Source organism: Streptomyces sp. NPDC059582, assembly GCF_042735715.1.
Taxonomy (GTDB): domain Bacteria; phylum Actinomycetota; class Actinomycetes; order Streptomycetales; family Streptomycetaceae; genus Streptomyces.
Map to the genome: position 1 here is coordinate 17407 of NZ_JBHWCC010000084.1, position 11563 is coordinate 28969.

Below are 11563 nucleotides of genomic sequence, written 5' to 3' on the forward strand. Positions count from 1 at the left end.
TCCGCGACATCCTCGGGTGTGGCGAAGATGCGGCGCAACGGCGTGAGCGGGCGAATCGGGCCAGGAGCGGGAGCTGCCCGTCAGAGCAGCAGCCCAGCCGGTCTCCTCACCCCAGTGCAGGCGTACACCGCCGGCTCCGGCGGTGCGGCTGACATCCCACGCCAGGACGATGTACGTCCGCTCGCCCTGGTCGCGCCCCGTGCGGTCGGCCCGCACGATGCCCGGTGGGATGCCCCGGGCGGTCAGAACGGCGTCGATCGCCGTCACGTACGGCCAGTGCGGCAACCCGTACGGCCAGGCGGGGATCACTCCAGGTGGTTGAGGCAGCATGCGCCACACCCCTTTCACGACGCCCGGCAGGCGGGCAGGTTCACGAGGCGCGCCTGGACGGCGGCAGGGCCGATGACACCAGGGCCGAGCTTGTCCCTGATTCGCACTGGCAGGTGCCGCCTTCCTGGCCATCGCCTTCGGGCAGCTGGCCCTGCTCGCCCATGACATGGCTCACCGACAGATGTTCCGCCGACGCCGCGCCAGCGAGATGTCCGGACGGATCGCCGGAGCCAGCATCGGTACGGGTACGGCCGGTGGCAGGACAAGCACGCTACATACGGCGGCCCACTGGTGATCAAGTCGTACGAGCGATCCGGCACCGCGGCTGGTCGCGTCCGTGCTCAACCGCCGCTCCGGCCTGGAGCGTTTCCGACAGCACCCGTCCGGCGTCCGGGTCAGGCAGTCTCTGCTCGCCGCTTCAGCCAGGGAAGCGGCCGGTGGAGCGCAGCTGCCAGCGCCGCTCGGCGTACGCAAGGTCGTCGCGCCACAGTCGTCCGGCTACGGCCCGCATGAGCGGCCGCAGAAACGGGGCCAGCGCGCGCGCCACGGCGAACCCTCGACGGTCGGAGGCAGCTACCACCGCCTCCACTACGGCCGTCCGCGGCCTGCCCCGGTCATCGAGACCGAGCGGGGTGGCATGCGTCTCGACAACGGATCCCTGCCCCTCGCCTTCCACGATGCGCATGACGACCGTACGCGGCTCGGGAGCGGTAAAGATGGCCCGCACCGGCACAACCAGCCGCCCGGCCAGTTTGAAGGAGACGTCGACGGCGAAGCCGTCCTCGGCCTCCCCGTTCCTCTGTCCGAGCTCAGGTGTGTCAACGACGGTGAGATCGACGAAGGAGTACGGGTGCAGCCAGGCGCCGTGCCACGGATCCAGCCGATTGGCGACGATGTCCTCCGGTTCGCAGGTCCCGACGCCCGCGTAGACGGCCGGCACCCCGCCCGGCAGCGCGGGTCTGACGGGGACAACCGGTGCGACCAGCGGCGGCTCGCCGCCCGCGCTGTCAAGCCTCACCCATGTCAGCAACCCGTCGTCGTGCACGGGCAGCGGGTCCCAGCCCGCGAACGGCTTGCCCGTCAGGGCGAGGCCGTGCCAGTGGCACACGAGCGTGCCACAGCGCACGGGGCTGTCCCGCAGCGGCGCACCGAGGTGCGGGCACACCCCGGGTCCAGCAACGAGCCGGCCCACGGCGTCGCGCCACACGACGACCTCCTGTCCGGCGACAGTCCGTGCGAGGGGCTGGTCGCGGGGGACGCCACGCGTGGCGCCGATGACGTACCAGTTGCCGGAAGGACGGGCATGTGCCCGCTTCAATGCCTCCGCGATCACGGCGGGTCTGGCCTCGCGCCAGGTCGAACGCTGGCGCTCCCAGGGCACCGGATGCCGGCGCAGCGACAACGGGAAGCGTGCGCGTGGGGCGGGGCGGCGGGAAGTCACGCGACCTCCTCATGGTCCTGCGCGGACGAGAGCCGGGAGGTGCCGCTTCGAAACCGCGTCGAGTCCGGGTGTACGGCCCGCCGGGGGCCGACACGCAGTTCCACGCGGGTCGCCACCGTGCGCACCAGGCCGTCCAAGGCAACCGCGGCGCGGCGCCGACGAGGTACCACGGCACGCCGATGCACCACCGCGTACCCGTCAGCGGCGATGGCATCCAGGATTCCTCCGTACAACACGAAGGCCGTCCTGATGCACGGGCGGCACACCCGGTCGAGCATCGCGAGTCCCGGCGCCGCCTCTAGGTAGACACCGCGAGTGAGGCGCTCGGCCGCTTTCAGCGCCTCGGTGATGCGCCGGTCGCGGTGGCCGGTGCTTCTGCTCCAATACAGCAGGTCCCGGTCCACGCCGTGCGCCCGCAACAAGTCGGCGGGGAGGTAGATGCGGCCGCGGTCCAGGTCCTCGCCGACGTCTCGTAGGAAATTGGTCAGCTGGAACGCGACGCCGAGGGCGGCCGCGTGCGGCGCCGCCTCCTCACGCGGGACCGTCGTGCCGAGGACCGGCAGCATCTGCAGTCCGATGACCGCGGCGGAGCCGTGCATGTACTTCCGCAGGTCCTCGTAGGTCGCGTAGTCGGTGACGTGGAGGTCGCTGCGCATGGATGCCATGAAGTCGGTGAAGTGTTGGTGGTCGATGCCGTGACGCCGGGCCGTGTCGGCGAGCGCCAGAACCACGGGTTCGGTGCTGTCCGCGTCCCGAAGTCCCTGCTCCAGGCGCGTCTGGAGGCGGGCGAGAGCCGCGGAGCGCTTCTCGACCGTGACGGTGGCGTCCGTGGAGTCGACAATGTCGTCGGCCCAGCGGGCGAAGCCGTAGAGCGCGTGGACAGCTGGTCGGCGTTCGATCGGCAGCAGTCGGGTGGCGAGGAAGTAGGTTTTGCCGTAACGGGCGTTGAGCTGCCGACAGCGCGTGTAGGCGCCGCGTAGCGCCGGTTCGGTGATGCCCGCGGCGTCGAGTTCGCGGTCGGTCATGATGGTGCCCCTTCCGATGCGGCCTGCGCCCTGCGCGTAGGGCGGGGCGTGCGGGCCGTGCGACCGGTGATCCGCGCCGCAGCGAGTTTGCCGGACAGCAGTACGGTCGGCACGCCCACGCCTGGCGTGGTGCCGCATCCGGCGAGCACGGCGTTCTCGGTTCCTCGGACGAGGTTGCGCGGGCGGAACGGGCCTGTCTGCGCGAAGGTGTGGGCCGCCGAGAAGGGTGTGCCGACCGCGTGTCCCTGAGCCTGCCAGTCGGCCGGCGTGACGAGGCGCTGCTCCTTGATGCTGGAACTGATGCCGTCGAGGCCACGCTGCTCGAGCTCTCCGAGAATGCTGTCGCGGTAGCGTGGCGCCAGGTCGCCCCATTCGGCGGCGTCCGGTCCGATGTCCGTGTTCGGGCAGGGCGCGAGGATGTAGTGCAGGTGGTGGCCTGGCGGGGCGAGGCTCGGGTCGGTGGCCGTCGGGCGAGTGATGAGCAGGGAAGGGTCGCTCATCAGTTCGCCAGTGCGGGTCAGTTCGTCGAAGGTGCGGTTCCAGGCGGCGCCGAACGACAGCGTGTGGTGGGCGAGCCCGGGCCACGTCCTGTCGGTGCCCGCGTGCAGGACGACGGCCGACGGCGAGTTCCTGATCCGCACGGTCCGGCGGGGCACGCGACCGAGGAGTCGGTAGGCGACGGGCAGGTCCGGGGTGAGGACGACTGCGTCGCACGCGATGCGGTCCTGCGTTGTCACGACGGCGGTGACGCGGTCGCCGAAGCGTTCGAGGCGGGTGACTTCCTGTCCGAAACGCAGGTCTGCACCCGCCTCGGCAGCGGCGTCCGCCATGGCTTGCGGCACGGCGTGCATGCCGCCGCGGGGGAAGTACACGCCGGCGATCGTGTCCATGTAGGCGATGACGGCGTAGGCGGCCAGCGCACGCGCCGGCGGGACGCCCGCATACAGGGCCTGGAAGGAGAAGACGCGACGCAGACGCTCGTCCCGCAGGTAGCGCCCGATACGCGCGTCCAGCCTGCCGAAGCCCCCGAGTGCCACGAGCCGGCCCAGGTCAGGGGTCAGCAGATCGAAAGGAGAGTCGAAGTTGGCGTCGATGAAGTGGCGCATCTGGGCCCGGTACAGCCGATGGAGCCAGTCGCGAAGCCGCCGGTAGCCCGCTGCCTCGCCGGCGCCGGCGAAGCGCTCGACCTCCGCCTCCATGGCTTCGGCGTCGGTGTGTACGTCAATGCTGCTGCCATCGGCGAATCTCGCCCGGTAGGCCGGGTGGAGGGGAATGAGGTCGACGCGCTCGCGCAGGCTGTCGCCGACCGCGGCGAAGGCCTCGTCAGCGAGGTCGGGCATGGTCAGCACGGTGGGCCCGGTGTCGAAGTGGTAGCCGCCGTGCACCAGGCGTCCGGCTCGGCCGCCGGGCAGCGGGTCACGCTCGACAATGGTGACCCGACGGCCGGCGCCGAGCAGGTGCAGCGCGGCTGAGAGCCCGGAGAGCCCGGCGCCGATGACCACGACGTGGTCCGTGCGCCCGAGGATCGTCCTGGTCATCGGGAAACCCCCTCGGCACCGGCGGTGGACCGCAGCGGCACGGGCATGACGTCCGCGGTGCCGGGTGAGCCGAAGGACCGCCGCCGGGCCGGAGGTGGCCCGGCGGCGGAGTACAGCAGTTCACGCAGGCGCCGGCGGCCGTCGGGCTCGAGCTCCGCGGTGTCCAGATGCCGCATGCCCCGCGCGACCAACCGGTCGATCCTGGCCTCGACCGCCTCCTGTGCGCCGGTGGTGACAAGGACGTTCCGTACCGCGGCGAGCCCGTCCTCGGAGAGGTCGGCACAGCCAAGTGAGCCGTCCAAGATCGAGAGGGCGTGGTGGTCGTCGGTCGCTGTGGCCCGGGCCCAGGCCACAGCGATCAGGTAGGTGGGTTTGCCTGAGCGGATGTCGCCACCCGAGGGCTTGCCGGTCGGGCGCGTACTGCCGAAGATGTCGCGCAGGTCGTCGCGGAGCTGAAAAGCGATGCCGACGCAGCGGCCCGCCGAGCACAGGGCCGCGGTCGTCGCGGCGTCGGCGCCGGCGAGGGCGGCGCCGAGAGCCAGTGGCCGCTCGACGGAGTACAGAGCGCTCTTGAGACATGCGGCGCGAATCGCACGGGCCAGGGAACGTGACGAGGTGGTCTGGCCCTGGATGTCCAGGTACTGCCCGGCCACCATCTCCGTGCGCATGGCACTCCACAGGCCGCGCACCCGACACCCGGTGTCCGCGGCGAACCCGGTGTCGGCGAGCACGTCGTCCGCCCACGCCAGCGCCAGGTCCCCGGCGAGAATCGCCGTCGCCTCGCCAAAGCGCCTACCCTGCCGAGGCGGGGCGTTTTCGCCGTACTGCGCTTCGACATCCGCGTGCAGGGCGAGCCGCCCGCGACGCAGCCGGGAGCCGTCCATCACATCGTCGTGTACAAGTGCGCAGGTCTGGATCAGTTCGAGGGCGACGCCGACACGCAGAGCGGCCTCCGCGACGCGGGCTTCGCCGCCGCAGGCTCGCGAGGCCCACCAGAGGAACTGGGCCCGAGTGCGCTTGCCGCCGTCCAGAGTGAAGCGCGCGACGCGCTCGGCAAGGTCGTGAGCGAACACGGGGTCGAGGGCTGCGGCCTGCGCGGTGCGCTCGGCCAGGATGCGATCGAGGAACCTTCCCACAGCCGCCGGCACGTCGGCGTCGATGGCGTGGAGGTCGTGCGCGTCAACGCGTGAAGGACCGGGCTTGTCGCCTTCGGGGCGCCGACTGACGTGTCGAGCGGCATCGGCGAGGTGCTGATCCGCCGCGGGCAGGAGGGAATGCCGGGACGCTCGGTTCGGGCCGGGCGACGCTCCGGTCGCACTGCCGTCCTTCGCCTTGCTGGGTGGCATCCGATTCCTCTCGTCGTGATCGGAGCTGGCCTTGTCGATACGCTTTCCGCGCCGACGGCAGATTCGGCTGCGCCATTCGGTGGAAACTGGAGCGGCCCATTTCCTGACGGGGGGACGCCCGCAGGGCGGTAGAGCTGTTCCGCGAAATCCGGCTTCACACACCTGACAGACGATTTCGCACACGAAACGAGTTGGTGCAATTCGTCGCATCAACTCTGCTGCGCATGGTGAGAGAGCCCGTCGAACGACCGAGAAGAAATCTGCGGGCCGGTGGCTCATGCTCGTCGGCCCCGTGCGCCCCTCCCCCATCGCCGCGTATTCAACCTGGCGTCCTACGACCATTTGAGGCAGAAACAGGTCCCGAAGCTGCCCGGCCGGCCCCTGCCGCAATCGCGAACAACGTCACGGTCCGCACCGAATTACTCCGCTGTCCGCGGAGGGACGAGTCCTACGACACGGCGGTCGACCCGATGCGGAATCGATAAGAGTTCACCGAGGCCGCGCTTTTGCGGTGGCTGTGTCGGACGACGGCACCGAAGTCGCCGCGCGGCCGACTGCTCAGCGTGGCCTGCGACCGGGAAGACGCACGAGCGGGAATACTTCCGACAACGCAAACCAGGAGGGAACGCTCGTGCTCGAGGCGGACGTCGCGATCGTGGGAGCGGGAGCCGCAGGACTGTCCCTGGCCCACCTCCTGTCGCACCGCGCGCCCGGGAGACGCCGACTGTCGGTGCTTCTGGTGAACGCCCCGCCGGGACCCTTGCGTCCGCCCCGCCGTACGTGGTGCTTCTGGGAGAGCGGCGGCGGACGATATGACGCGGCCGTGACCGCGGTCTGGAAACACCTGCGGGTACGCACCCCGGACTGCCGGGTTATCGAGGACGATATCTGGCCGCTGCGGTACAAGATGATCCGCTCGAACGACTTCGAGAACCTGATCGCGCACGACCTCGCGCAGAGCGAAGACGTCCAGCGCCTCGAGGCTACCGTCGAAACCCTCGAACCCATCACCGACGGAGCCCAGGTCCACACCCGAACCGCCGCTGGACGTCCGCTGACCGTGCGCGCGCGCTGGCTCTTCGACTCGCGTCCGCTCGACAGCCTCCCGGCCGCCCGTACGACGTTGCTGCAGCACTTCCACGGCTGGTTCGTCCGCTCCGACCGGCCGGTCTTCGACCCCCGCACAGTCGAGCTCATGGACTTTCGCGTGCCGCAACCATCGCGGGGCCTGTCGTTCGGCTACGTGCTGCCCACCAGCGATCGTCAAGCGCTCGTGGAGTACACCGAGTTCTCCCCGGCGGTCCTGTCCCGGCAGGGCTACGAAGCCGCGCTCCGTCACTACACCGAGAACGTGCTCGGCGTACGTGACCTTGAGGTCATCTCGACCGAGACGGGGGTCATCCCCATGACTGACGCTCCGTTCGCCCGGCAGACCGCGCCGTCGATCTTCCGCATCGGCGCCGCCGGAGGAGCGACCCGGCCGTCGACGGGCTACACCTTCGCCGGCTTGCAGCGTCAGGCCCAGGCCGTCGCCGGCGCCCTGCTGTCAGGGCGGCACCCGCTGCCGCCGCCCGCGCATTCCGCGCGCTCCCGCGCCATGGATGCCGTGATGCTGCGTGCCCTGGACAGCGGCCGGGTGGACGGCGCCGCCTTCTTCGCGCGCCTCTTCACGCAGGTGCCGATGGAGCGCCTGCTGCGCTTCCTCGACGGTCGTACCCGCCTCCACGAAGACCTCTCCGTTGGTGTCCACACCCCCGTGTTGCCGATACTTCGTTCCGCCGCGGAGCTCGCCTACCTGCCCCGCCGACCCTTTCCCGAACAGTGACCGCCCTGCGGGCGCGGCCCCGTGGACCCCGTTCAAGGAGCCTGACTGCCTGTGATCGGAGGGCGCCTTGGCAGCCGAGAATGGTGCGCCGGCCGACCAGCCGGCATGTCTGCCGGGTACGGCAGGTGTGCTGGAGCGACGCCCGTCTCGGCGACGATCCCTTCGGTGGAATCGGTACTCACTCCGGGGATTCCGCTCACGAGCTCGGCCTGCAGACGAAAGGGGCGAGAGCCGCGGGTGATCTCTTCACTCGGGCGAAGCTCGGACGTGGTGACGGCGTCGACGCGGTCGAGCGGGCTGCAGGTGAGGAATCACCAGCACGTCCTCGGTCATGGTGCAGGAGGTGCCTACTGCTTGCGTGCGGCGTTCGCCTCGACCTGGAACGCGGGCGCAGACGTTCGCGTCCTCCTCGCCCGGCCCCCGCGGACCGCCCGACGACTTACGGAGACCGCATGACCCTGCTGCGCGACGAAAGCCTGGCCGCCGCCTTCGACCACGCCTCTCGCAGCTATGACAGGCTCGTGGCTGCCAACCCGGGCTACCACGCCCATCTGCGCCGTTCCGCGCGCCGCCTCGGCCTGCCGGACGAAGGGCGCGGCAGGCGAGTGCTTGACCTCGGCTGCGGTACCGGTGCCTCGACCGCCGCACTTGCCGCGGTGCTTCCCGGTGCGGAGATCACGGCTGTGGACGCTTCCTCCGGCATGCTGGAGCAGGCGACCGCGAAGCCCTGGCCGGACAACGTCACCTTCCTGCACTCCCCGGTGGAGCGTCTGACCCCGGCGGGCGTAGGGGAAGCGTTCGACGCGGTGTTCGCCGCCTACCTGTTCCGCAACGCGGCCGACCCCGACGGGGTGCTCGCGACCGTGAAGGAACTGCTGCTACCGCACGGGCGGCTGGCGGTGCACGAATACACCCTGAGCGGCCGGGTCATCCACCGCGCGGTGTGGACGGCAGTGTGCGGCGGCATCGTGCTCCCCGTTGCCACCGCCCTTGGAGACGGTGCGCTCTACCGCCATCTGTGGCGCACCGTCGTCGAGTTCGACACCGCGGACGAGTTCGCCGGCCGCGTCCGGTCGGCAGGGTTCGACCGCGTACGAGTACTGCCCCTGCCGGGATGGCAAACCGGCATCACACATACCGTCGTCGCCAGGCGCGCGGCCGGCGACGCGGTCACTGCCCGATGAGGGCGCATCAGCGCCAAAACGTAGCCCGCCGCGGGCGGGACCGGCGAGCCATGATGCTGGCTCCCCGGCCCGGAACCCCGCGGGTCGCCGGTGAACGCCCGCCGACGACTGCTGTCGTCGGCGGCGGCATCGCCGGGCTCGCGGCCGCGACCGCCCTGGCCGAACGAGGGGTGCGCGTCACGCTCTACGAGCGCGAACCGTGTCTCGGCGGGCGGCTGGCCGGCTGGCCGGTGAACCTCAGTGACGGCACCACGGTGACCATGAGCCGGGGCTTCCACGCCTTCTTCCGCCAGTACTACAACCTTCGCGGACTGCTGCGGCGGACCGACCCGGGGCTGCACCGGATGGCGGCTCTCGCCGACTATCCGCTGCGCCACAGCGGGGGACTGCAGGACAGCTTCCGCCTGGTCCCGCGCACCCCGCCCTGGAGCGCGCTCGGATTCGTCGCTCTGAGCCCGACGTTCGCCCTCCGCGACCTGGTCCGCATGAACCCGGTCGCCGCCCTGCCTCTTCTCGACGTCCGCGTCCCCGAGGTGTACGAGCGCCTTGACGCCGTCAGCGCGTACGACTTCCTGGAGTCGGTCCGTTTCCCCGAGGCCGCGCACCATCTCGCGTTCGAGGTCTTCTCCCGCAGCTTCTTCGCGGACCCCCGAGAGCTGTCCGCAGCAGAGATGGTGCTGATGTTCCACATCTACTTCCTCGGCTCCGCCGAGGGACTGCTCTTCGACGTGCCCGACGCGCCCTTCCCCAAGGCCCTCTGGGAACCCCTCGCCGCGTATCTGCGGGGCCACGACGTCGACGTCCGCGTCTCCACATCGGTCGAGACCGTCGCGCCCACGGCCGACGGTGGCTTCGTCGTCGTCGCTGGGGACGAGGAGCAGCAGCACGACACGGTCGTACTGGCCCTGGACACAGCCGGCCTGCAGTCCGTCGTCAGCCGCTCCCCGGACCTGGCCGACGCCCCGTGGCGAGACCGCGTGGCACGGTTGCGCAATGCGCCGCCGTTCCTCGTCTCGCGTCTCTGGCTCGACCGACCAGTGGCCCATGACCGGCCAGGCTTCCTGGGCACCAGTGGCTACGGGACCCTGGACAACGTCAGCGTCCTCGAACGATGGGAGGACGAGGCGTCCTGCTGGGCTGCTCGCACCGGCGGATCAGTGGTGGAGCTTCACGCCTACGCCCGGCCGGAGGGCGCGGCCCGAGATGCGGAGCAGAAGCGCCTGGTCGCGCACCTGCACGCCGTCTATCCGGAGACGAGCGCGGCGACCATCGTCGACGAACGGCACGAGTGGCGAGCCGACTGTCCGCTCTTTCCCGTCGGCGGCTACACCGACCGTCCGTCCGTCCGCACCTCCGACCCGGGCCTGGTGGTGGCCGGCGACCTGGTCCGCACGGCGCTGCCGGTGGCGCTGATGGAACGCGCCGCAACGAGTGGCTTCTTGGCTGCCAACGCCCTGCTGGAACGCTGGGGTGTCCGTGGCCAGGCCCTTTGGGTCGTGCCCGACCGGGGACGCAGCGCTGTGCTGCGGGGCTTGGCGCGATGGGGAAGAGCGTGACGTGAGTCGCGGCCCGGCACCGGCGGAAGATGAGGACGGCGGATTTGCCGGAGAATTTCCTGTGGCCGTGGGGCAGGAGAAGACCTGGACCTCACGATCAGACGACGGCGGCCCGTGGCGGAATCCATAGCCGGCTCTGGTGGGCTTTTATCACGGCGCGGTAGCGGTCCAGGGAGAAGATCAGTGTGATGTTGACACTGATCCCCCGGGCTACGGCGGCGGTGATCGCGGCCAGGCCCTGACGGAGGGCGGGAATCTTGACGGAAGGATCCGGCTCAGCAGCCGTCTCCCACAGCCTGACCGCCTGGATGACGGTGGGCGTCGGCATCACGGGCCGGCCGGGGGGCCGACCTCGCTCGAGACTCGCCCGTCAACGCCGGCACTTCGCTGGTGAACTGGGTGCAACACCCGGCAGCCCTCCCGCACGTCGTCGGCGGTGATGGAGAAACTGTGTCTTCGACACTCACCCGCTCGCCCCCTGGACGGGCCAGCTGTTCGGTGTAGCGGTCTCCCTGGGACAGTGCGGAGACGAAGATCGTCGGATTGGTGGTGACTCCCACAACCCTCGCCACCCTCGATGCCGGTGAGAGCGTGACGGTCGCGGTGACTCGTATTGCGGGCCCGTCACGGCAGTCCGGCGCCGTCGATGCTCAGCAGTTCCATGAGCTGAGGTCGGTGCAGGTCAGCGACGTCTTGCAGCAGGTCCGGGTGGCGGAGCAGGGGGGCGGCTTCGGTGTCCAGGGCGCTGGGGTCGGTCAGCCGCTGCGGGGTGCCGGCATCAGTCTGGTGCTCCGTCGCGAGGGCGGCGCTGTGGGCGCGGGTGGCCAGAACGGGGTCGGCCAGGAAGCAGGCTGCCCAGCTGACGACGGTTTCGTCGACCCAGGTCCGCCAGGCCGCGTCCGACGGGCGCGGGTCGCATCCGGTGAGCCAGTCCAGCCTCTGGGACCCGCTCGGTGCGAGCAGGTGAAGCAGTTCCACGTCGACGCTGGTGGGATAGCGCAAGACGGCGGCGAGGGTAGCGGCCTGGCGGGCCTGGGCCTCGGCCGAGGCCCGGCTGAACGCGCCCGCGGGCGAAGGGTAGGCGGCCAGGAGCCAGCGGGTCGAGGCGGCTATGACAGGTGTCAGGTCGTGGGGCACGGCGGTCGGTCCCTGGGAACGTGCTCGCCAGTGTCCGTCTGCTGTGGTCCTGCGAGCTGTTTCGCGGAGCCGCGTTGCCCCGCTCGTGACCTGACAGCCTAGGCAACTGCCGCGAAAGGCGAAATGGTCCCCGTCACAGGACTGCGCGCAGACGCCGGGCCCGGACCGCTGTACGCGGTCC

9 protein-coding genes are annotated in these 11563 nt (G+C 70.6%); 3 read left to right on the plus strand and 6 right to left on the minus strand.

The window, feature by feature from the left end:
- Nucleotides 1-748: 748 nt before the first annotated feature.
- Genes ACFV0T_RS39890 through ACFV0T_RS39905 form a run of 4 tightly spaced genes read right to left on the minus strand, consistent with a single transcriptional unit; the run spans nt 749 to nt 5680 of the window.
- The gene (locus ACFV0T_RS39890; RefSeq protein WP_385790098.1) at nt 749-1771 is read right to left on the minus strand and encodes a DUF5914 domain-containing protein; all 1023 of its coding nucleotides are present in this window, start codon (nt 1769-1771) and stop codon (nt 749-751) included.
- Entirely contained in the window at nt 1768-2796 is a 1029-nt protein-coding gene (locus ACFV0T_RS39895) for a phytoene/squalene synthase family protein (protein ID WP_385790100.1), read from the minus strand. Before ACFV0T_RS39895 ends, ACFV0T_RS39890 begins: the two co-directional genes overlap by 4 nt.
- A complete protein-coding gene (locus tag ACFV0T_RS39900) occupies nt 2793-4334 on the minus strand; it encodes a phytoene desaturase (RefSeq protein ID WP_385790102.1) in 1542 nt (513 codons plus the stop codon). The genes ACFV0T_RS39895 and ACFV0T_RS39900 overlap by 4 nt, the downstream gene beginning before the upstream one ends.
- Nucleotides 4331-5680, minus strand: a complete 1350-nt coding sequence (locus ACFV0T_RS39905) for a polyprenyl synthetase family protein (protein ID WP_385790114.1) — start codon at nt 5678-5680, stop codon at nt 4331-4333. The genes ACFV0T_RS39900 and ACFV0T_RS39905 overlap by 4 nt, the downstream gene beginning before the upstream one ends.
- Nucleotides 5681-6311: 631 nt before the next feature.
- On the opposite strand from ACFV0T_RS39905, the gene ACFV0T_RS39910 reads away from it, so the two are divergent.
- From ACFV0T_RS39910 to ACFV0T_RS39920, 3 genes are all read left to right on the plus strand, one after another.
- Nucleotides 6312-7505: a lycopene cyclase family protein gene (locus ACFV0T_RS39910; protein WP_385790104.1), complete on the plus strand. Its 1194-nt coding sequence runs from the start codon at nt 6312-6314 to the stop codon at nt 7503-7505.
- Between the two features lie 452 nt (nt 7506-7957).
- The gene (locus tag ACFV0T_RS39915; protein ID WP_385790106.1) at nt 7958-8689 is read left to right on the plus strand and encodes a class I SAM-dependent methyltransferase; all 732 of its coding nucleotides are present in this window, start codon (nt 7958-7960) and stop codon (nt 8687-8689) included.
- A gap of 53 nt (nt 8690-8742) precedes the next feature.
- Nucleotides 8743-10245, plus strand: a complete 1503-nt coding sequence (locus tag ACFV0T_RS39920; RefSeq protein ID WP_385790115.1) for an FAD-dependent oxidoreductase — start codon at nt 8743-8745, stop codon at nt 10243-10245.
- A gap of 97 nt (nt 10246-10342) precedes the next feature.
- Here the strand turns inward: ACFV0T_RS39920 and ACFV0T_RS39925 are convergent, their stop codons facing one another.
- Nucleotides 10343-10573 carry a transaldolase family protein gene (locus tag ACFV0T_RS39925; protein ID WP_385790108.1) on the minus strand — a complete coding sequence of 77 codons (231 nt, stop codon included), beginning with the start codon at nt 10571-10573 and terminating at the stop codon, nt 10343-10345.
- 296 nt (nt 10574-10869) lie between these two features.
- A complete protein-coding gene (locus ACFV0T_RS39930; protein WP_385790110.1) occupies nt 10870-11382 on the minus strand; it encodes a hypothetical protein in 513 nt (170 codons plus the stop codon).
- Nucleotides 11383-11563: the final 181 nt, after the last annotated feature.